Source organism: Tersicoccus phoenicis (assembly GCF_001968835.1).
In the GTDB taxonomy this organism is placed as follows: domain Bacteria; phylum Actinomycetota; class Actinomycetes; order Actinomycetales; family Micrococcaceae; genus Tersicoccus; species Tersicoccus phoenicis.
The window spans coordinates 56,166-77,681 of the sequence record NZ_MRDE01000022.1; the positions used below are offsets into that span (position 1 = coordinate 56,166).

Consider the following 21,516-nt stretch of genomic DNA (forward strand, 5'->3'; position numbering starts at 1 on the left):
TTCCGGCTGAGGACGAGATGAACACCCTGACCCTGAACTGGACGCTGCCCACGCCCGCGCTGCTCGGCATCGCGGTCGTGGCGATCGGCGTGCTGCTGCTGATGATCATGAAGTTCCGCATCCACGCGTTCGTGGCCCTGATCGTCATCTCGCTGCTCACGGCCCTCGCCACCGGCATCCCCGTGGCTCGGATCGTCCCCACCCTGACCGGAGGGTTCGGTGCGGTACTCGCATCGGTCGCCCTGCTCGTGGGTCTGGGGGCGATGCTCGGCAAGATGCTGGAGACCAGCGGCGGGGCTCAGGTGCTGACCGACGCGCTGATCCGCCGATTCGGTGAGCAGCGTGCCCCCCTGGCCCTGTCGATCGCGTCGCTGCTGTTCGGGTTCCCGATCTTCTTCGACGCGGGGCTGGTGGTGATGCTGCCGATCATCATCTCCGTCGCCCGACGCCTCGGAGGGTCGTTCCTGCTGTACGCCTTTCCGGCGGCCACCGCCTTCTCGGTCATGCACATCTTCGTTCCGCCGCATCCCGGCCCGGTTGCCGCCTCGGGTCTGCTGGGCGCCAACGTCGGCCTGGTGATGCTCCTCGGCCTGGTCGTCGCCGTTCCCACGTGGTACGTCGTCGGCTATCTGTTCGGCACGTGGGTAGGTCGCCGGTACACGATCGCGGTCCCGACGTTCCTCCAGACCGACGACGCAAAGCAGCACGAGTTCCACACGGCGCCCGCCCTGGCCACGGTGCTGTCCCTTCTGCTGCTTCCCCTGGTGCTGATCTTCCTCAACACCGGCTTGAACATGCTCGGCACCGCGGGGGTCGTCAACCCCGACGATCTGTGGGTGCAGTTGCTCCGCATGGTCGGGGAGACGCCGGTCGCGTTGCTGATCACGGTGCTGCTCGCGATGTACCTGCTGGGCTGGCGCACCCGCAAGGCGCCCTCACTCGTGGAGACCGTCGCCGACAGCGCCCTGGGACCGGTCTGCTCGATCATCCTGATCACGGGCGCCGGCGGCATGTTCGGTGCGGTGCTCGGTGCGAGCGGTATCGGCAAGGCCATCGCGGACTCGCTCAGCGCGATCGGTCTGCCGGTGGTCGTCGCCGGGTTCATCATCGCCGCGATCGTGCGCATCGCCCAGGGCTCCGCCACGGTGGCTCTGACCACCGCGGCCGCGATCGTCCAGCCGGTGGTCACCGGCAGCACGAGCCTGAACGCCGTCGAGGTCGTCGCGATCGTGCTGTCCCTGGCGGCTGGATCGGTCTTCGCGGGGCACGTCAACGACTCGGGGTTCTGGCTGGTCAGCCGGTTCTTCGGGATGGATGTGGCCACGACCCTCAAGACGTGGACCGTGGGTCAGGCACTGGTGGGTGCCTGCGGCTTCGTTCTGTCCCTGGTGATCTTCTTCGTCGCCGGCGCGTTCTGATCAACGCCCCCCGGCCGGCTCGACGGGTCGCCCGCGTCGTCGAACACCCGGGGAGCGTCGGTCCACGCGGGCGCCGTCTCGGCCAGCGTGCGCCGCATGATGCGGTCCATCGCCGCACGTGCCCTCGCCGGCCGGGACCGGGCAATCGACTCGGCGACCTCCTGGTGCCAGTTCAGCGCCTGCTCGTGGGGACGCGACGGCATCAGCCCGGCCCGGGTACGTCCGGCCAGGATCTCGGCGACCGACGCATGCAGATGGGCGAACATCTCGTTGCCGGAACCGCGCAGCACCAACTCGTGGAACCGGATGTCGAGGTCGAGGAACGTGGTCAGGTCGCCGGCCTCACCTCGCGCGCGCATCCTCGCAGCCAGGTCGACCAGTTCCGTTCGCACGGTTTCCGGTGCCCACGTCGCCGCCAGTTCGGCGGCGGCGGGCTCGACGGCGGCCCGCAGTTCGTTGAGCGAACGCAACTGAGCACCCCGCCCGGGCCCGAGCAGACGCCAGCGGATGATCAGCGGGTCGAGGGTGTTCCAGCATTGCACCGGTTGCACCGTGGTGCCGAGGCGCTGGGTGCTGCGAACCATGCCGAGACTGGCGAGCACACGGACGGCCTCCCGGATCACCGATCGCGAGACGCCGAGTTCGACGGACAGCCGGTCGACGAGCATGACGCTGCCCGCGGGGCGGTCGCCGTCGACGATGGCGCGACCGATCGCGTGCAGGGCGTGGTGATGGAGACCGCTCGACACGGTTCTACCCTAGTCACGCCGCCCACCGTCGAGGTCGACGGGCGCTCGCAGCGGTGGCCGCGAGGAGGCGGTCAGCCGCAGGCGTGGCACCGGCCGTCGTCGGCGCCCTCGTCACCGTGCAGTGCGGCCAGGCAGTCGGCACAGGAGTCGGTCAGGCAGCCCGGGCACAGGCCGGCGAAACCACGGCCGCCGGTGATGTCGCCGTCGCACCGCAGACATGCGTCGTCCGCGACGGCGTCATCGACGGGGGTGGCAGGGTCCACGGATTCCAGCAGCATGGCGCTCATGACATCCGGTCTACGCCGCCAGCGACCCCGGAGCGGTGAGGCGACGCGGCGTGTCCGGAAAACCGGCCCCCCGACGGGGAACCGTCCGCGGGCCCGCGCTCAGCCGAGGACGGGCCCGCCGACGAACGGGTCGATCGCGACCGCGAGGAACAGCAGGGTCAGATAGCTGATCGAGCCGTGGAACACCTTCATGGTGCCCTTCGGCGTCGCCCGCCCGGCCATCGCGTCCGCGTGCAACCGGTGGCTGCCGGCCAGGAACCACGCTCCGGCCACGGCGGCGGTGACCAGGTAGACCCAGCCGGCGTTCCCGACCGGGACGAGCAGTAGCGAGCAGGCCACCATCGCCCACGCGTACAGGACCACCTGCACGGAGACGGTCGCCGTGCCGGCGATCGCCCCCAGCATCGGGACGTTGGCGCGCCGGTAGTCGTCGCCGTACTTGATGGACAGCGGCCAGTAGTGCGGCGGGGTCCAGAGGAAGATGACGGCGAACAGGATCCAGGCGGACCAGGACACCGTGTTCGTCACCGCCGCCCAGGCGATCAGCACCGGCATGCACCCGGCCGCACCGCCCCACACGATGTTCTGCGAGGTGCGGCGCTTGAGCAGCAACGAGTAGATCACCACGTAGAACGCGATGGCCACGACGCCGAGGAGGGCCGTCAGCGCGTTCGCCCCGACCCCCAGCAGGGCGACGGAGACGACAGCCAGAACCCAGGCGAAGACCAGCGCCTCCCGATCGGACACGGCCCCCGTGACCAGGGGACGTCGCTCGGTACGCTTCATCACCCGGTCGATGTCGCGGTCGATGTAGCAGTTGAAGGCGCCGGCGGCACCGGCGGCCAGCGCCCCGCCGATCATCGTGGTCGCGATCAGCCCGAGCGGCGGGATGCCACGCTGCGCGAAGATCATGGTCGGCAGCGTGCACACCAGGAGCAGTTCGATCACCCGGGGCTTGGTCAGGGCGACGTAGGCCCGTAGTTTGCGCAAAACCGGGTGCCGTGACACCGCACCCGGCGAGTGCCCCACCGGTTCCTCCGGCACGAGAGCCGGCTCCGGTATCGACGACGGCGCCTCAGCGGTGTTCAACGAGATCCTCACCCAGTCCCAGTACGTGCGGCGCCGGGCCGGGGCCCGGGCGCTTCCCCGCTCAGTGTACCGACGCCGCGTCCCGCCACGGACCAGAACCGCGAATGATGACGCGGGCGTCTGACGCCGTCCCGGCCCCGCGAGTAGGGTGGAAGAGCAGCCCGAACAGCCCCGAACAGCCCCGAATAGAAGGGACGGTCCTCGTGCCGACGTCAAGCTCTCATCCCCTGCAGTGGAACGAACTGGACCGGCGGGCGGTGGACACGATCCGGGTGCTGGCCGCGGACGCGGTGCAGAAGGTCGGCAACGGGCACCCGGGGACGGCGATGAGCCTGGCCCCGGCCGCCTACATGCTGTTCCAGCAGTTGATCCGGCACGACCCGGCGGACCCCGAGTGGATCGGGCGTGACCGGTTCGTCCTCTCCGCCGGTCACACCTCCCTGACGCTGTACCTCCAGCTGTTCCTCAGCGGGTACGGCCTCGAGGTCGAGGATCTGCAGCAGCTGCGGACCTGGGGGTCCAAGACGCCCGGCCACCCGGAGTACCGGCACACCAGGGGCGTGGAGATCACCACCGGCCCCCTCGGCCAGGGTCTGGCCTCTGCCGTCGGCTTCGCCTACTCGCAGCGCCGAGTGCGTGGCATGCTCGATCCTGACGCCGCCCCCGGTCAGAGCCCGTTCGACCACCACATCTGGGTGATCGCGTCCGACGGCGATCTGCAGGAAGGCGTCACCAGCGAGGCCAGCTCCCTGGCGGGCACCCAGGAACTGGGCAACCTGGTGGTGCTCTACGACCAGAACCACATCTCCATCGAGGACGACACCAACGTCGCGTTCTCCGAGGACGTCCTCGGCCGGTACGAGGCCTACGGCTGGCACGTGCAGCGGGTCGACTGGACCGCCACCGGTCAGTACGTGGAGGACACGCAGGCCCTGTACGACGCGTTCCGTGCCGCGAAGGCGGAGACCGGCAAACCGTCCATCATCGCGCTGCGGTCCATCATCGGGTGGCCGGCGCCGAACCTGCAGAACACCGGCAAGGCGCACGGCGCGGCCCTCGGCGAGGACGAGGTCAAGGCGGTCAAGTCCTTCCTGGGCTTCGACCCGGAGCAGACCTTCGAGGTCGACCCGGCGGTGCTCGAGCACGCCCGCCAGGTCGCCCGGCGCGGCGCCGAGGCCCACGCGCGGTGGAACGAGACCTTCGACGCCTGGCGGTCCGCGCACCCGGAGCAGGCGGAGCTGTTCGCGCGCATCTCGGCGCGCACGCTGCCCGAGGGCGTCGACGACGTCCTGCCCTCCTTCCCCACCGACACGGCGGTCTCCACCCGCAAGGCCTCGGGCAAGGTGCTCACCGCCCTCGGCGAGGTGCTACCCGAGCTGTGGGGCGGCTCCGCCGACCTGGCCGAGTCCAACAACACCACGCTCGAGGGCTCCCCGTCGTTCGTGCCGGAGAGCCGGCAGACGACGATGTGGCAGGGCAACCCGTACGGTCGGGTGCTGCACTTCGGGGTCCGGGAGCACGCGGCCGCGGCCATCGTCAACGGCATCGCCCTGCACTTCCCCACCCGGCCGTTCGCCGGCACCTTCCTCATCTTCAGCGACTACCAGCGCCCCGCGCTGCGCCTGGCCGCGCTGATGGGAGCCCCGTCGATCTTCGTCTGGACGCACGACTCGATCGGCCTCGGCGAGGACGGGCCGACGCACCAGCCGGTCGAGCACCTGTCCGCGCTGCGCGCCATCCCGGGCCTGGACGTGGTCCGGCCCGCGGACGCGAACGAGGTGGCCCAGGCGTGGCGCGTGATCGTCGGCCTGACCGACCACCCGGCCGGTATCGTGCTCTCCCGGCAGAATCTCCCGGTGTTCGACCGGGGGGACGGCGCCGCCGACGGCGACACGTTCGGCTCCGCGGACGGCGTCGCCCGCGGCGGTTACGTGCTCGCCGAGGCGAGCCGGGACGGGGCCACCGTGGCGCCGGACGTGCTGCTGCTGGCCACCGGCTCCGAGGTCCAGCTCGCCGTCGAGGCCCGCGAGCAGCTGCAGGCCGACGGGGTCGCCGCCCGCGTCGTGTCCCTGCCCTGCTTCGAGTGGTTCGACGCGCAGGACGAGGAGTACCGCGAGTCGGTGCTGCCGTCCTCGGTGCGGGCCCGGGTCAGCGTCGAGGCCGGCGTGCAGCAGAGCTGGCGCGGCCTGATCGGCGACCACGGCCGGGCGATCTCGCTGGAGCACTTCGGCGCCTCCGCGGACTACCAGACCCTGTTCCGCGAGTTCGGCATCACCGCGGACGCGGTGGTGGCCGCCGCCCACGACTCGCTGGACTCCGCCTCCTCCGACACCGCCACGACCCGGAACACGGCCGCCGACACGGGCGACTCCGGGTCGCGCGCCCAGCCCGGCGACGTCGCCCAGGGCGAGGCCCCCGACGAGAGCTGAGACCACCACACTCGCCCGGTCGAGCAGCCGGGTTCCCGACAAGGAGATGAAACGATGACCGCGAATACCCAGGCCCTGTCCGATGCCGGTGTGTCCATCTGGCTGGACGATCTGTCCCGCGAGCGGCTGAACGACGGTTCGCTGCGTCAGCTGATCGAGAGCAAGAACGTCGTCGGCGTCACCACGAACCCGACGATCTTCGCCTCGGCCCTGGCCAAGGGCGAGGCGTACGACCGGCAGGTCGAGGAGCTGGCCGCGGCCGGCGCCGACGTCGAGACCGCCGTCTTCGAGATCACCACGTCCGACGTCGCCGAGGCGTGTGACCTGTTCGCGCCGGTGGCGGCCGCCACCGGCGGGGTCGACGGCCGGGTCTCCCTGGAGGTAGATCCCCGGATGGCCCGCGACGGGGAGAAGACCGTCGCGGAAGCGGCCCGGCTGGCCGAGAAGGTCGGGAAGGGCAACCTGCACATCAAGATCCCGGCCACCTACGAGGGCCTGGACGCGATCACCCGGACGCTGGCCGCCGGCATCAGCGTCAACGTGACCCTGATCTTCTCCCTCGAGCGGTACCGGGCGGTGATCAACGCGTTCATGACCGGCCTCGAGCAGGCGAAGGAGAACGGCAAGGACCTGTCCACCATCCAGTCGGTGGCCTCGTTCTTCGTCTCCCGCGTCGACACCGAGGTGGACAAGCGCCTCGACGCCGTCGGCACCGACGAGGCCACCGCGCTCAAGGGCAAGGCCGGCCTGGCCAACGCGCGGCTGGCGTTCCAGATCTTCGAGCAGCAGTTCGCCACCGAACGGTGGGCCACCCTCGCCGACGCCGGCGCGAAGCCGCAGCGGCCGCTCTGGGCCTCCACCGGGGTCAAGGATCCCGCGCTGCCGGACACGCTGTACGTCACCGAACTGGTCACCTCCGGCGTCGTGAACACGATGCCGGAGAAGACACTCGACGCCGCCGCCGACCACGCCCAGGTCACCGGGGACACCGTTCGCGGCAGCTACGCGGACGCGAACGCGACCCTGGACGCCATCGACAAGCTCGGCATCTCCTACGACGACGTCGTCAAGGTGCTCGAGGACGAGGGGGTCAGCAAGTTCGAGGCCAGCTGGGAGGAGCTGCTCGAGACGGTGCAGAACGCGCTCGACGGCGCGGCCGGCAAGACCGGCGCGAAGGCCAAGGTCGCGGAGGGCACCCGATGAGTTCCCTCGCCCTCCGGGCGGCCGGCGCCGCCGCCGACGCGGTGCAGGCCCACGTGCCGACCCTGGTCCGGGAGCAGGTCGCGTCGAAGATCGCCGCACAGGATCCCACCCTGTGGGGCCCGGATGCGCAGCCCGAGGCGTCCGAGCGGCTCGGCTGGGTGTCCCTGGCCGAGACGTCCCGGCCCCTGGTGCCGCAGATCCTGGCCCTGCGGGACGAGCTCGCCGCGGACGGCGTCACCCACATCGTGCTCGCCGGGATGGGCGGCTCGTCGCTGGCTCCCGAGGTGATCACCCGCACCGCCGGGGTCGACCTCACCGTCCTGGACGCGACCGACCCGGAACAGGTGGCCACCGCCCTGGCCGACCGGATCACCGAGACGGCCCTGGTCGTCTCCTCCAAGTCCGGGTCCACCGTGGAGACCGACTCGCAGCGCCGCGCTTTCGCCGGCGCGTTCACCGACGCCGGCATCGACCCGGCGAGCCGCATCATCGTGGTCACCGACCCCGGCTCGCCGATGGACGAGGCGTCCCGGGCCGCCGGTTACCGGCGGGTTTTCAACGCCGACCCGACGGTCGGCGGCCGGTACTCGGCGTTGACCGCGTTCGGCCTGGTGCCCTCGGGGCTGGCCGGCGCGGACATCCAGGGCCTGCTCGACGAGGCCGAGGAGGCCGGTGAGCACCTGCGCGAGGACGACGAGGACAACATCGGGTTCCGGCTCGGTGCGGCCCTGGGCGGCACCAGTCCCCTGCGGGACAAGATCGTCCTGGTCGACGACGGGTCCGGCATCACCGGGTTCGCCGACTGGGCGGAGCAGTTGATCGCCGAGTCCACCGGCAAACTCGGTCGCGGGGTGCTGCCCGTGGTCGCCCACCCGGATTCCCCCGAGGTGACCGCCGGCGCCCGCGACGTGCTCGTGGTGCGCTTCGTCGGCGACGACGCGCTGTCCGGCGCGGAACCGACCGACCCCGCCGATGACGACCGGGACCAGGTGGCGATCTCCGGCTCCCTCGGCGCGCTGATGCTCGCCTTCGAGTACGCGACCGCCGTCGCCGGCCGGCTGCTCGGCATCAACCCCTTCGACCAGCCCGACGTGGAGTCCGCCAAGAAGGCCGCGCGAGGGCTGCTGGACGCCCGGCCCGACCTCGGGGAACCCGCGTTCACCGACGGCGCGATCGAGGTCCGCGGCGACGCCGGCCTGCTCGGCGGGGCGAGCACCGTCGCCGAGGCCGTGACGGCACTGCTCGGCGCCCTGCCGGACGACGGGTACCTGGCGGTGATGGCGTATCTCGACCGGCTGGCGTACGCGGACCTGGCCGACATCCGGGACCCGCTCGCCGCTGCGACCGGCCGCCCGGTCACCTTCGGCTGGGGACCCCGGTTCCTGCACTCGACCGGCCAGTACCACAAGGGCGGCCCCGCCCAGGGCGTCTACCTGCAGGTCACCGCCACCACCGAACCCGCCGACGACGTGGCCATCCCGGACCGGCCGTACACGTTCGGGCAGCTGATCACCGCCCAGGCGGCCGGTGACGCCCAGGTGCTCGCCGAGCACGACCGGCCGGTGCTGCGGCTGAACCTGACCGACCGCGCCGCCGGCGTCACCCAGCTGCGCGAGGTCGTCGACGGGCTGAGCGGATGAGTATCGACACGGACTCGACCGCCCGGCACGGGGGCCGCACCCGCCGGTCGCCCGGCCGGGCGACCGGCAACCCCCTGCGGGACAGCCGGGACCGCCGGATCAGCCGGATCGCCGGCCCGTCCGCGCTGGTGCTGTTCGGCGTGACCGGGGACCTGGCGCAGAAGAAGCTGCTGCCGGCCATCTACGACCTGACCAACCGGGGGCTGCTACCGCCGAGCTTCGCCCTGGTCGGCTTCGGTCGCCGGGAGTGGGACGACGAGACGTTCGCCGGACTGGTCAAGGAATCCGTGCGCAAGCACGCGCGCACCGGGTTCGACGAGAACGTGTGGCAGCAGCTCACCGCCGGGATCCGCTTCGTGCAGGGCGCGTTCGACGACCCCGCCGGGTTCGACCGGCTCAAGGACACCCTCACCGATCTGGAACGGATTCGCGGCACCCGCGGGAACACCGCGTTCTACCTGTCCATCCCGCCCCGGTCCTTCGAGCAGGTGTGCCAGCAGCTCTCCGAACGCGGCCTCGCCGGCAAGCATGAGTCGGGCGGAGCGCAGGGGGCGACCGGGTGGCGGCGCGTGGTGATCGAGAAGCCGTTCGGGCACGATCTGGCGTCCGCCCGCGAACTCAACGAGACCGTCGAGCGGGTGTTCCCGCCGGACGCGGTGTTCCGCATCGACCACTACCTGGGCAAGGAGACGGTGCAGAACATCCTGGCGCTGCGCTTCGCCAATCAGTTGTTCGAGCCGCTGTGGAACGCCCGGTACGTGGACCACGTGCAGATCACCATGGCCGAGGACATCGGCATCGGCGGCCGCGCCGGTTACTACGACGGCGTCGGGGCCGCCCGGGACGTGATCCAGAACCATCTGCTCCAGCTGCTCGCCCTGACGGCCATGGAGGAGCCCATCTCCTTCGACGCGGAGCACCTGCGGGCGGAGAAGGAGAAGATCCTCGCCGCGGTGCGGCTGCCCCAGGACCTCGGGGCGCACTCCGCGCTGGGGCAGTACACGAGCGGTTGGCAGGGTGGTGAGCAGGTGTGCGGCTTCCGCGAGGAGGACGGCATCGCGCCGGACACCGTGACGGAGTCCTTCGCCGCGTTGCGCCTGGACATCCACACCCGGCGCTGGGAGGGCGTGCCGTTCTATCTGCGCACCGGCAAACGCCTCGGCCGCCGGGTCACCGAGGTCGCGGTCGTGTTCAAGCGGGCACCGAACGTGTTGTTCGCGGACAGTTCCGGCGAGTTCGGGCAGAACGCCGTCGTGATCCGGATCCAGCCCGACGAGGGCGTGACCATCCGGTTCGGGTCGAAGGTGCCGGGCACGCAGATGGAGGTCCGCGACGTGACCATGGACTTCGGGTACGGGCACGCGTTCACCGAATCCAGTCCGGAGGCCTACGAGCGGCTCATCCTCGACGTCCTGCTCGGCGAGCCGCCGCTGTTCCCCCGGCACGAGGAGGTCGAACTGTCCTGGCAGGTGCTCGACCCGTTCGAGCAGTACTGGGCCGAGCACCACGTCGAACCGGAACCCTACGAACCCGGCGGCTGGGGCCCGGCGAGCGCCGATGCCCTGCTCGCCCGCGACGGACGCACCTGGAGGCGGCCATGATCGTCGATCTGCCCGGCACGACCACCGGGGCCGTCAACCGGAAGCTGATGGACCTGCGCGACGAGGGCGGCGTCGTCGCCCTCGGCCGGGTCCTCACCCTCGTCGTGCTCGCCAGCGAGGGCACCGAGGAGGAGGCGATCGAGGCGGCCAACGCGGCCAGCCGGGAGCACCCGTGCCGGATCATCGTGCACGTGCCCGTGGAGCAGGGCGACGGGGCGACGGACGGGATGGACGCGCAGATCCGGGTTGGCGGGGACGCCGGCGCGGCCGAGGTGATCGTGCTGCGCTGTTCCGGGGTGCTCGCCGAGGTCGATGAGCCCCTGGTGTCGGCGCTGCTGCTGCCGGACGCCCCGATCGTCGCCTGGTGGCCGCGCCGGCTGCCCGTCAACGCGGCGGCCAGTTCGATCGGCGCCATCGCGCACCGGCGGATCACCGATTCGGGCAACGCACCGGACACGCGTGCCGCGCTCGGCCGGATCGGCCAGACCTACACAGCGGGCGACACCGACCTCGCCTGGACCCGGTTGACCAACTGGCGGCTGCAGCTCGCCGCCGCGGTGGACGAGTTCATCGCCGACGGCGGGGACGTCACCCGGGTGACCGACGTCCGCGTCGCGGGATCGGTCGACTCCCCCTCGACGACGCTGCTGGCCGCCTGGCTGTCCCTGCGCCTGGGCGTGGAGGCCACCGTGCACGACCAGCCTCCCGGGCTCGGCATCGGCCGGGTCGAGATCGTCACCGGCGACGGTTCGGTGACGTTGGTGAGGCCGGACGCGGAGGTCGCGACCCTGACCATGCCGGGGCAGACCGACCAACGGATCGCGCTGCCCAAGCGCACGCTGCAGGAATGCCTGGCCGAGGAACTGCGCCGACTCGACCCGGACGAGGTGTTCGGTGAGGTGGTGACCGAAGGGCTGCCGCTCTGTCACTGGAACTGAGGGGGCGTTGGAACTGAGAGAGGGGGTGCTGGCCGCATGACCGAGCACGACGTCGTCATCCTGGCCGACCCGCGGGGTCTGGCCGGTCACGTGGCCGAACGCCTGGTCGCCGAGATCGCCACGGCGCAGGCCGCCCGCGGCACCGCGTCCGTGGTGCTGACCGGCGGGGGGATGGGCACCCGCACGCTGACCGCGGTCGGCGACCTCGACACCTCGGGCATCGACTGGTCCCGGGTGGACGTGTGGTGGGGTGACGAGCGGTTCGTCGCCGCGGACGACGCGGAACGCAACGAACGGGCCGCACGTGCGGCGCTGCTGGACGGCCTCGGCCTGGACCCGGCCCGGGTGCACGCGATTCCCGCCGCGGACGCCGTCGCCACCGCCGAGGACGCCGCGGAGCGCTACGCCGCGGAGCTCGCGACCAGCAGCGAGACAACGGGGTCACGCCCGGCGGACGGCACCGCCGTGCCCGCGTTCGACGTGCTGCTGCTCGGTGTCGGCCCGGACGCCCACGTGGCGTCGCTGTTCCCCGAACTGGACGCCGTGCAGGAGGGCCGGCGCACCGTCCTCGCGGTACACGACGCACCGAAACCGCCGCCGCACCGGGTGACCCTGACGCTGCCCGCCATCAACGCGGCCCGGCAGGTGTGGCTGGTGGTCGCGGGGGCCGACAAGGCCGGGGCGGTCGCGCTGGCCGCCAACGGGGCGGCCGCGCAGCAGGTGCCCGCGGCGGGAGTGCAGGGCACCGAGCGGACCGTGTGGTTCCTCGACACGGCCGCGGCGGCCCGCCTTCCCCGCCCCCGCCGCGACGACGAGTGAGTGCTCACTCATGAGACGAGGGCAGGTGCTGGGAAGCGGCGGCTACTGCTGACTGGAGAACCGCAGGATGAGGCCGAGGGCCACGATGACGACGGCCCAGCAGATGCCGAGCACGACGGTGAAGCGGTTGAGGTTCTTCTGCGCGACCCCGGAAGCGTTCAGGTTGGAGGTCATGCCGCCGCCGAACATGTCCGACAGGCCCCCGCCCTTGCCCTTGTGCAGCAGGATCAGCAGGGTGAGCAGGAGGCTGGTGACGCCCAGCAGCACCTGCAGCACGATCTTGAGGATATCCACAATGCCCTTCAGCTCGTCACGTGGTGTTCGAACCTGACAATGTTAGCAAACTCGCCCGCGTCGAGGCTCGCTCCCCCGACCAGCACGCCGTCGACGTCGGGCCGGCCGAGGATGGCGGCGGCGCTCGCCGCCTTCACCGACCCCCCGTACAGCACGCGGACCGCGCCGGCGACGTCGTCGCCGTACCGGGAGGTCAGGTCGGCGCGGATCGCGGCGGCCATCTCCTGGGCGTCCTCCGGGCCGGCGACCTCGCCGGTGCCGATCGCCCAGACCGGTTCGTAGGCGACGACGAGCCGGGCCACCTGGTCCGGCGGCAGATCCGCAAGGTCGGCGCGGAGCTGGCCCAGCGTGTGCTCGACGTGGGTGCCGGCCTGCCGGACGTCGAGGCCCTCCCCCACGCACAGCACCGGGACCAGCCCGTGCCGGAACGCGGCCTTGAGCTTGGCGGCCAGCAGCGCGTCGTCCTCGCCGTGGACGGTGCGCCGCTCACTGTGTCCGACCAGGACGTAGGTGCATCCCAGCTTGGCGAGGAACTGGCCGGAGATGTCACCGGTGTAGGCGCCGGCGTCCTGGTCGGACAGGTCCTGGGCGCCGTAACCGATGCTCAGGTCGTCCCCGTGCACCAGGGTCTGCACGCCGCGCAGGTCGGTGAACGGCGGGAACACGGCCACCTCGACCCGCCGGTAGTCGTGCTTGGCGTCGTCCAGGGTCCACGCGAGCTTCTGCAGCAGCGTGATGCCCTGGACGTGGTCCAGGTTCATCTTCCAGTTGCCCGCGATCAGGGGCACCCGGGGGCCGGCGGGTCCGGCGGTGGGGGCGGGGGTGGGGGTCATGGCCGTCCGTCCTTCGTGGTCAGGGTCAGCGTTCGAGCGCCGTGACGCCCGGCAGGTCTTTGCCCTCGAGGTATTCCAGGCTCGCGCCGCCGCCGGTGGAGATGTGGCTGAACGCGTCGTCGTCGAAGCCCAGGGTGCGCACGGCCGCGGCGGAGTCGCCGCCGCCGACCACGGTGAGGGCGCCGTCCGCGGTGGCCGCGGCCAGCGCCGACGCGATCGCCCTGGTGCCACCGGCGAAGGCGTCGAACTCGAACACCCCGGCGGGCCCGTTCCAGAACACCGTGCGTGCCTTGACGATCTCCTCGGCGAAGGCGCGCGCCGACTCGGGTCCGATGTCCAGGCCGATGCCGGTGGAGCCGAACCGGGAGGATTCCATGGCGTCCGCGGGAACGACCTCGTGGGCGGCGTCCCGGTCGAATTTCTCCGCCACGACGATGTCGGTGGGCAGCACGATCCGCACCCCGGTCCGCTCGGCGCGGTCGAGGTAGCCACGGACGGCGTCCAGCTGGTCCTGTTCGAGCAGGCTGGCACCGACCTTCGCGCCGCGGGCGGCGAGGAAGGTGAACACCATCCCGCCGCCGATCAGCAGTACGTCGGCCTTGCCGAGCAGCGAGTCGATGACGGCGAGCTTGTCCGAGACCTTCGACCCGCCGAGCACGACGACATAGGGCCGGTCGGGGTTCTCGGTCAGCCGGCGCAGCACGTCGATCTCGGCCTTGACCAGGTCACCCTGGTACGCGGGGAGCACCGCGGCGATCTCGGCCACACTGGCGTGCCTGCGGTGCACGGCGCCGAAGGCGTCGTCCACGTAGGCGCCCGTGTTCTGCCCCTTGTCCTGACCGGTGAGGGAAGCGAGGTCGGCGGCGAACGCGGCACGCTCGTCGTCGTCCTTGCTGGTCTCCCGCGGGTCGAACCGGACGTTCTCGAGCACCAGCACCTGACCGTCGGTCAGGGCGGCCGCCTTGGTGTGCGCGTCCGTCCCGACGACGTCGGTCGCCACGGTGACGGGCGCGTCGGCCAGCTCGGCGAGCCGCGCCGCCGCCGGGGCGATCGAGTACTTCGGGTCCGGCGCACCCTTGGGGCGGCCCAGGTGGGCCATCACGATCACCCGGGCGCCCGCCCCGGCGAGGGCCGAGATCACCGGCAGGGACGCGCGGACGCGCCCGTCGTCGGTGACCCGGTCCCCGTCGAGCGGCACGTTCAGGTCCGAGCGGACCAGCACGTGCCGCCCGGCGACACCCTCGGCGAGCAGGTCCTGCAGGGTCTTCGCGCTCACCGGTGACCGCCTCAGAGCTTGCCGGCGACGAGTTCGGTCAGGTCCACGAGCCGGTTGGCGTAGCCCCACTCGTTGTCGTACCAGGAGACGACCTTGACCTGGTTGCCGATCACCTTGGTCAGCCCGGCGTCGAAGATCGAGGACGCCGGGTCGGTGACGATGTCGGAGGAGACGATCGGTTCCTCGGTGTAGGTCAGGTAGCCCTTCAGCGGGCCGTCCGCGGCGGCCCGGCGGTAGGCCTCGTTGACCTCCTCGGCGGTGACCTCCCGGCCGACGACCGCGGTCAGGTCGGTGGCCGATCCGGTGGGGACCGGCACGCGCACGGCGTACCCGTCGAGCTTGCCCTTCAGCTCCGGCAGCACCAGGCCGATCGCCTTGGCGGCGCCGGTGGAGGTGGGCACCAGGTTGATCGCGGCGGCCCGGGCCCGGCGGAGGTCCTTGTGCGGGCCGTCCTGCAGGTTCTGGTCCGCGGTGTACGCGTGGATCGTCGTCATCAGGCCGTGTTCGATGCCGAACGCGTCGTTGAGCACCTTGGCCAGCGGGCCGAGGCAGTTGGTGGTGCAGGACGCGTTGGAGATGATGGTGTGCTGCGCCGGGTCGTAGTCGCCGTCGTTGACGCCCAGGACGATGGTGATGTCCTCGTCGCTGGCGGGGGCGGAGATCAGCACCTTCTTGGCGCCGGCCTCGATGTGCTTGCGCGCGTCGGCGGCCTTGGTGAAGAAGCCGGTGGACTCGACGACGATGTCGACGCCGAGGTCCCCCCAGGGCAGGTTGGCGGGGTCGCGCTCGGAGAGGACTTGGATGGTCTTGCCGTTGACCACGATGTTCTGCCCGTCGGCCTCGACGGTCTCGGCCAGCTTGCCGAGCACACTGTCGTGCTTGAGCAGGTGGGCCAGGGTCTCGGGGCTGGTCAGGTCGTTGACGGCCACGACGTCGAGATCGGCGCCCTGGGCCAGGGCGGCACGGAAGTAGTTGCGGCCGATCCGGCCGAATCCGTTGATACCAATCTTCGTAGTCACTGCATTCCCTTTCGCTGGGGGGACGGGTTCGCTGGGGGCTGGTCGGGCGCGCCGATCGGGTCGGCGCGACGCACGCCGGACCCCGGGCCGGCGGGGGCCCGGGGTCCGGCGTCGATCAGGCGGGGACGATCAGCTGGTGGGCGCCGGTGCGGGCCGCGGCCAGCCGGGCGGAGACGTCGTTCCAGTTGACGATGTTCCAGAAGGCCTTGACGTAGTCGGCCTTGACGTTGACGTAGTCCAGGTAGAAGGCGTGCTCCCACATGTCCAGCTGCAGCAGCGGGATGGTGCCGACCGGGATGTTCCCCTGCTGGTCGTAGAGCTGCTCGATGACGAGGTTCTGGCCGAGCGGCTCGAAGGCGAGCACGGCCCAGCCGGAGCCCTGCAGGCTGGTGGCGGCGTTGGTGAAGTGGCCGACGAACGCGTCGAAGGACCCGAAGGCGTCGTCGATGGCCGCGGCCAGTTCGCCCTCGGGCTTGTCGCCGCCGTCCGGGGACAGGTTGTTCCAGAAGATCGTGTGGTTGAGGTGGCCGCCGAGGTGGAACGCCAGGTCCTTGCTCAGCTTCGGCACGTTCGCGAAATCACCGTTGGCGCGCGCCTCGGCCAGCTTCTCGAGCGCGGTGTTCGCGCCGTCGACGTAGGTCTTGTGGTGCTTGTCGTGGTGGAGCTCCATGATCCGCGCGGAGATGTGCGGTTCGAGCGCGGCATAGTCGTAGGGAAGGTCGGGCAGGGTGTACTTCTCGCTCACGAATTCCTCCATCGGTCCTGGTGGCGTTTCCACGGTGCAGCCGCCGCCGACGGCCGCGGGATCCACGTGGCGGGGCGGCGCGACTGCCTTCCCATCCTATGCACTCCGCCGGGTGATCGAGCTAGTGATCGAACATCTCGGCGGTCACATTAGCGTCGGTGCCCGGGATGTCCTGAACTGCGGCTCGCTTGTCCGCCATCGCGAGCAGCCGGCGGATCCTCCCGGCGACCGCGTCCTTGGTCATCGGCGGGTCCGCGAGCCGGCCCAGCTCGTCCAGGCTGGCCTGCTTGTGGGCCACCCGCAGCTCACCGGCGTACTTGAGGTGCTCGGGCACCGAGTCGCCGAGGATCTGCAGGGCACGTTCCACCCGGGCGCCCGCGGCGACGGCGGCCTGCGCGGAGCGGCGCAGATTGGCGTCGTCGAAGTTGGCCAGCCGGTTGGCGGACGCCCGGTTCTGCTTGTGCTCCCGGCGCGCCTCCCACGTCCCGCAGGCCCGGGCGGCGCCCATCCGGGTGAGCAGGGAACCGATGGCCTCCCCGTCGCGGATGACGACGCGGTCCACCCCGCGGGCCTCGCGGGCCTTCGCGGTGATGTGCAGCCGGCGGGCGGAGCCGACCAGGGCCAGCGCCGCCTCCGGACCGGGACAGGTGATCTCCAGTGCCGAGGACCGGCCCGGTTCGGTGAGCGAACCGTGGGCGAGGAACGCGCCGCGCCAGACGGCGGCGGCCTCGTCGTTGGAGCCGTTGACGATGGCGGGCGGGAGGCCGCGGACGGGACGGCCCCGGCTGTCCAGCAGCCCGGTCTGCCGGGCGAGCGACTCGCCGTCGCGCACCACCCGGACCACGTACCGGTTGCCCTTGCGCAGCCCACCACCGGAGACGACGACCACGTCACTGCTGTGCCCGTACACCTCGGCGATCGCGGACCGCAGCCGGCGCGCCGTGACCGCCAGGTCGACCTCGGCCTCGATCACGATCCGGCCGGAGATGATGTGCAACCCACCCGCGAAGCGCAGCAGGGCGGACACCTCGGCCTTGCGGACCGTGGATCTGGCCGTCTGCAGCTGCGACAGCTCCTCCTTGACCTGCGTGGTCAACGCCATGTTCTCGTCCTCACTGCCCCAACTGGGACTGTCCCCGTCCGGACGCTGGTGCTCATCGCCGCCGACCCGGCGAGCCGGCCGTGGGTCAGCTGCCGCCGAAGATGTCGTGGTACGCCGTCGCCAGTCGCACGTGATCGTGCACCGGGGCGCCACCCGAGGCTCCCACTCTACCGAAGATGACCTCGGCCCCCAGACCGGCGGCCGCCGCGCGGAGGCCGTCGGGGTCGTCCACGCTGGCCGGGTCGGCGAGCACCGCGTCGACCCGGAAGTCCGGCGCGCAGTGGTGCAGCACCGCCAGGTGCTCGGCCGCGGACATGCCCCGGGTCTCCTTCGTGGCCGTACCCAGGTTCATGGTCACCAGCCGCCGGGCGGTGGTCGCGCACAGGGCGTCCCGCAGCTCCGGCAGCAGCAGATGCGGCAGCACCGACGTGTACCACGAGCCGGGGCCGAGGATCACCCAGTCCGCCAGCTCGATGGCCTCGAGCGCCTCCCGGCAGGCCGGCGCCTCCGGCGGGTCGAGGCGGACGGCGTCCAGGGTGCCGGCCAGCGCGAGCCGGGACTGCCCGCGGACGACGTCCACCCCGCCGTCCGGGCGGCGCACGTCGCCCTCGATGGTCAGCGGCACGCTCGCCATCGGCAGCACCTGGCCGCGGGCGCCGAGCAGGGCGCCGGCCCAGCGCAGCCCGTCCACGGGGTTCTCCAGCAGCTCCCACAGGGCCACGATCAGCAGGTTGCCGAGGGCGTGGTTGTCCAGGGTGGCGTCACTGCCGGGCCGGGACCGGAACCGGTGCTGCATCACGTCGCGCCAGGTACGGCCCCAGTCGGTGTCGTCGCACAGGGCGGCCAGGGCCATCCGCAGGTCGCCGGGCGGGAGCACGTCCAGCTCCTGCCGGACCTTCCCGGAGGAGCCGCCGTCATCGGCGACGGTGACGACGGCGGTCAGCTCGCTGGTGAGCAGGCGCAGGGCCGACAGGGAGGCGTACAGCCCGTGCCCGCCGCCCAGGGCCACGACGGCCGGCTCGCGACCCGCGGGGCCGCGGGACCCGCCGCCGGGCACCACGGGCAGGGCCCCGGTCGGGAAGCCGGGCACTACTCGCGTCCCAGGTCGCGGTGGTGTGTGGTGACCTTGGTCTTGGGCAGCTGCGCGAGCCGGCGCGCCAGTTCCTCGGTGACCGCGACGGACCGGTGCTTGCCGCCGGTGCAGCCGATCGCGATGGTCGCGTAGTGCTTGTTCTCCCGCCGGTACCCGTCGAGCACCGGTTCGAGGGCGTGGACGTACCGGCGGACGAACTCCTCGGCCCCGTTGTCCTCGAGCACGTACCGGGCGACCTCCTCGTCCAGCCCGGTGAGCGGGCGCAACTGCGGCACCCAGTGCGGGTTGGGGATGAACCGCACGTCGGCGACGAAGTTGGCGTCGACGGGCAGCCCGTACTTGAAGCCGAAGCTCATCATGGTCAGCCGGAGGGTCACCGGGCCGGACTCGGAGAACAGGTCGGTGATGGTGGTGGCCAGGTCGTGCACGTTCTTCGTCGAGGTGTCCAGGACGAGGTCGGCCATGGTGCGCAGGTCGGCCACCAGCAGGCGTTCGGCGGCGATGCCGTCGAGCACCCGGCCGTCGCCCTGCAGCGGGTGGGGACGGCGGCCCTGCTCGAAGCGGCGCACCAGCACGTCGTCGTCGGCGTCCAGGAACAGCACCCGGTAGCGCACCCCCGCCGCGGTCAGCGCGGCCAGGGCCTCGCGGATGGAGGCGAACAGCTCCTTGCTGCGCACGTCCATCACCACGGCCAGCTTGGCCATCGGCTGGGGGGTGCGGGCGACGATGTGGGAGAGCGGGAGCAGCATCTGCGGCGGCAGGTTCTCCACCACGTACCAGCCGTGGTCCTCCAGGGCGTTGGCCGCGGTGCTGCGGCCGGCCCCGGACATCCCGGTCACGATGAGCATCTCCGACTCGGGCGGCTTGACCGGTGTCAGTTCCTCGGGTGCGCTCATGGTCCCTTCCTCACGTGGCCGGCGGAGGCCTCCGGCGTCCTCGCTCCCACCCTAGATGACCTGGCCTCGGTGACCTGGTCCGGCGCCTCAGTCGAGCAGCTCGCCGGTGCTCGTGTTCACGGCGGCGGCGTCGTCGCCCGTGCCACCCTCGTCGAGCGCCGGGGAGCCGAGCGTGCGCATCACGGCGACGGCCAGGGACTGGCCCACCCCGGGCACGGTGGTCAGCTCGGCCAGGTCGGCGGCCCGGATCTTCTTCACCGAGCCGAAGGCTTTCAGCAGCGCCTTGCGCTTGACCGGGCCGAGGCCGGGCACGTCGTCGAGTTCGGAGGCGGTCATCGCGGCGGAGCGGCGCTGCCGGTGGAACGTGATGGCGAACCGGTGCGCCTCGTCCCGGACGCGTTGCAGCAGGAACAGCCCGTGCGAGGCGCGGGGCAGGATGACGGGGAACTCGCTGCCCGGGACCCACACCTCCTCGAGCCGCTTGGCCAGGCCGACGACGTCGATGTCGTCGACGCCGAGCTCGGCCAGGGCCCGCCGGGCGGCCGCCACCTGCGGCGGGCCGCCGTCGACGACGACGAGGTTGGGCGGGTAGGCGAACTTCGGGCGGGGCCCGCCGTTGACCGGGTCCACGCCCGCTCCCCCACGGGCGACGGGTCCGCTCGCGACCCGCTCGGCCCGCTCCGCGAGGTAGTTGCGGAACCGGCGGCGGATGACGTCGTACATCGCCGCGGTGTCGTCGCGGGCGGCGTCGCCGGTGATGCCGAACTTGCGGTAGTCGGACTTCTTCGCCAGCCCGTCCTCGAACACCACCATGGAGGCGACCACGTTGGTGCCCTGCACGTGGGAGATGTCGTAGCACTCGATCCGCAGCGGGGACTCGGTCAACTCGAGCGCCTCCTGCAGTTCGGCCAGCGCGGCCGACCGGGTGGTGAGGTCGCCGGCGCGCCGGGACTTGTGCAGCCGCAGCGCCTGGACGGCGTTCTCGCGGACCGTATCGGCCAGCGCCGCCTTGTCCCCGCGCTTGGGGACGCCGACGCTGACGCGGGCGCCGCGCAGGCCGCTCAACCACGTGGTGACGTCCTCCAGGTCGGCGGGCAGTGCCGGGACCAGCACCTGCCGCGGGATCCGGTCGTTCTCCCGGGTCGCGTCGCCGTACACCTGCTGCAGCAGCGCCTCGATCAGCTCGGCGTCGTCGCTGTCGTCGACCTTCTCCACCACCCAGCCGCGCTGGCCGCGGATCCGGCCGCCGCGCACGTGGAACACCTGGACGGCGGCCTCCAGCTCGTCCTGCGCGATGCCGAACACGTCCGCGTCCACCGATTCGGCCAGCACCACCGCGTTCTTGCTGAACGCCTTGGTCAGGGCGCCGATGTCGTCCCGGAGGGTGGCGGCCCGCTCGTAGTCCAGCTCGGCGACCGCAGCGTGCATCTTCTGCTCGAGCTCGGTGATGAACGGCTGCTGCTTCCCCGCCATGAAGTCGCAGAACTGACGCGCGATCTCGCGGTGCTCCTCGGGGGTCACCCGGCCGACGCACGGCGCGGAGCACTTGCCGATGTAGCCGAGCAGGCAGGGCCGGCCGGCCTGCTGCGCGCGGCGGAACACGCCGGTGGAGCAGGACCGCATGGGGAACACGCGCAGCAGGGTGTCCACGGTGTCGCGGATGGCCCACGCCTGCGAGTAGGGCCCGAAGTAGCGGGTGCCCTTCTGCTTGTCGCCGCGCATCACCTGGACGCGGGGGAACTCCTCCGCCATGGTGATCGCCAGGTAGGGGTAGGACTTGTCGTCCCGGAACGCGATGTTGAACCGCGGGTCGTACTCCTTGATCCAGGTGTACTCCAGCTGCAGCGCCTCGAACTCGCTGCCGACCACGGTCCACTCGACGCCGGCGGCGGAGAAGACCATGGCCCGCGTCTTGGGCAGCAGGGTGTGCGGCGCCGCGAAGTAGGAGTTCAGCCGGGAGCGCAGGTTCTTGGCCTTGCCGACGTAGATGACGCGGCCGTGCGCGTCGCGGAACCGGTAGACGCCGGGGTTGGTGGGGATCTCGCCGGTCTTCGGGCGGTAGGTGCGGGGGTCCGCCACGCCGCC

Annotated in this window: 19 protein-coding genes; 7 read left to right on the forward strand and 12 right to left on the reverse strand. The window is 71.6% G+C overall.

Features of this window, described 5'->3' with window-relative positions:
• The first annotated feature begins 17 nt into the window (after positions 1–17).
• On the forward strand, positions 18–1,418 hold the full coding sequence (locus tag BKD30_RS05080) for a GntP family permease (RefSeq protein WP_076702844.1): 1,401 nt from the start codon (positions 18–20) through the stop codon (positions 1,416–1,418).
• On the opposite strand, the gene BKD30_RS05085 is transcribed toward BKD30_RS05080, so the two are convergent.
• The 3 genes from BKD30_RS05085 to BKD30_RS05095 form a co-directional block, all read right to left on the reverse strand.
• The gene (locus BKD30_RS05085) at positions 1,349–2,167 is read right to left on the reverse strand and encodes a FadR/GntR family transcriptional regulator (RefSeq protein WP_076702846.1); all 819 of its coding nucleotides are present in this window, start codon (positions 2,165–2,167) and stop codon (positions 1,349–1,351) included. The genes BKD30_RS05080 and BKD30_RS05085 overlap by 70 nt on opposite strands.
• A gap of 71 nt (positions 2,168–2,238) precedes the next feature.
• Positions 2,239–2,454, reverse strand: a complete 216-nt coding sequence (locus BKD30_RS05090; protein ID WP_143588074.1) for a hypothetical protein — start codon at positions 2,452–2,454, stop codon at positions 2,239–2,241.
• Between the two features lie 99 nt (positions 2,455–2,553).
• Complete coding sequence (locus BKD30_RS05095) at positions 2,554–3,498, reverse strand: heme o synthase (RefSeq protein WP_076702927.1); 945 nt, start codon at positions 3,496–3,498, stop codon at positions 2,554–2,556.
• 152 nt (positions 3,499–3,650) lie between these two features.
• Between BKD30_RS05095 and tkt the strand changes: the two genes are divergently transcribed.
• From tkt to pgl, 6 genes are all read left to right on the forward strand, one after another.
• A complete protein-coding gene (gene tkt / locus BKD30_RS05100; protein ID WP_083956041.1) occupies positions 3,651–5,972 on the forward strand; it encodes a transketolase in 2,322 nt (773 codons plus the stop codon).
• 54 nt (positions 5,973–6,026) lie between these two features.
• Positions 6,027–7,175 carry a transaldolase gene (tal, locus tag BKD30_RS05105; RefSeq protein ID WP_076702852.1) on the forward strand — a complete coding sequence of 383 codons (1,149 nt, stop codon included), beginning with the start codon at positions 6,027–6,029 and terminating at the stop codon, positions 7,173–7,175.
• Positions 7,172–8,815, forward strand: coding sequence for a hypothetical protein (locus tag BKD30_RS05110; protein WP_076702854.1), 1,644 nt, complete (start codon positions 7,172–7,174; stop codon positions 8,813–8,815). Before tal ends, BKD30_RS05110 begins: the two co-directional genes overlap by 4 nt.
• 74 nt (positions 8,816–8,889) lie before the next feature.
• Positions 8,890–10,416 (forward strand): glucose-6-phosphate dehydrogenase, encoded by a 1,527-nt coding sequence (zwf, locus tag BKD30_RS05115; protein WP_076702929.1) that lies wholly within the window; start codon positions 8,890–8,892, stop codon positions 10,414–10,416.
• Positions 10,413–11,354: a glucose-6-phosphate dehydrogenase assembly protein OpcA gene (locus tag BKD30_RS05120; RefSeq protein ID WP_076702855.1), complete on the forward strand. Its 942-nt coding sequence runs from the start codon at positions 10,413–10,415 to the stop codon at positions 11,352–11,354. Before zwf ends, BKD30_RS05120 begins: the two co-directional genes overlap by 4 nt.
• A 36-nt stretch (positions 11,355–11,390) precedes the next feature.
• Positions 11,391–12,173, forward strand: a complete 783-nt coding sequence (pgl, locus tag BKD30_RS05125) for a 6-phosphogluconolactonase (protein ID WP_076702857.1) — start codon at positions 11,391–11,393, stop codon at positions 12,171–12,173.
• A gap of 42 nt (positions 12,174–12,215) precedes the next feature.
• Here pgl and secG read toward each other — a convergent pair whose 3' ends face one another.
• From secG to uvrC, 9 genes are all read right to left on the reverse strand, one after another.
• The gene (gene secG / locus BKD30_RS05130; RefSeq protein WP_076702859.1) at positions 12,216–12,467 is read right to left on the reverse strand and encodes a preprotein translocase subunit SecG; all 252 of its coding nucleotides are present in this window, start codon (positions 12,465–12,467) and stop codon (positions 12,216–12,218) included.
• 8 nt (positions 12,468–12,475) lie between these two features.
• Positions 12,476–13,300 (reverse strand): triose-phosphate isomerase, encoded by an 825-nt coding sequence (tpiA, locus tag BKD30_RS05135; RefSeq protein WP_076702861.1) that lies wholly within the window; start codon positions 13,298–13,300, stop codon positions 12,476–12,478.
• 25 nt (positions 13,301–13,325) lie between these two features.
• Complete coding sequence (locus BKD30_RS05140; protein ID WP_076702863.1) at positions 13,326–14,576, reverse strand: phosphoglycerate kinase; 1,251 nt, start codon at positions 14,574–14,576, stop codon at positions 13,326–13,328.
• Between the two features lie 11 nt (positions 14,577–14,587).
• On the reverse strand, positions 14,588–15,595 hold the full coding sequence (gene gap / locus BKD30_RS05145) for a type I glyceraldehyde-3-phosphate dehydrogenase (RefSeq protein WP_076702864.1): 1,008 nt from the start codon (positions 15,593–15,595) through the stop codon (positions 14,588–14,590).
• A 115-nt stretch (positions 15,596–15,710) separates the two neighbouring features.
• Positions 15,711–16,340, reverse strand: coding sequence for a superoxide dismutase (locus tag BKD30_RS05150; protein ID WP_235861458.1), 630 nt, complete (start codon positions 16,338–16,340; stop codon positions 15,711–15,713).
• 121 nt (positions 16,341–16,461) lie between these two features.
• The gene (gene whiA, locus BKD30_RS05155; protein ID WP_076702868.1) at positions 16,462–17,442 is read right to left on the reverse strand and encodes a DNA-binding protein WhiA; all 981 of its coding nucleotides are present in this window, start codon (positions 17,440–17,442) and stop codon (positions 16,462–16,464) included.
• Positions 17,443–17,527: 85 nt separating this feature from the next.
• Complete coding sequence (locus BKD30_RS05160; protein ID WP_076702870.1) at positions 17,528–18,532, reverse strand: gluconeogenesis factor YvcK family protein; 1,005 nt, start codon at positions 18,530–18,532, stop codon at positions 17,528–17,530.
• Positions 18,532–19,431, reverse strand: a complete 900-nt coding sequence (gene rapZ / locus BKD30_RS05165; RefSeq protein WP_076702872.1) for an RNase adapter RapZ — start codon at positions 19,429–19,431, stop codon at positions 18,532–18,534. The genes BKD30_RS05160 and rapZ overlap by 1 nt, the downstream gene beginning before the upstream one ends.
• Positions 19,432–19,518: 87 nt before the next feature.
• Complete coding sequence (uvrC, locus tag BKD30_RS05170; protein WP_076702874.1) at positions 19,519–21,510, reverse strand: excinuclease ABC subunit UvrC; 1,992 nt, start codon at positions 21,508–21,510, stop codon at positions 19,519–19,521.
• Between the last annotated feature and the right edge of the window lie 6 nt (positions 21,511–21,516).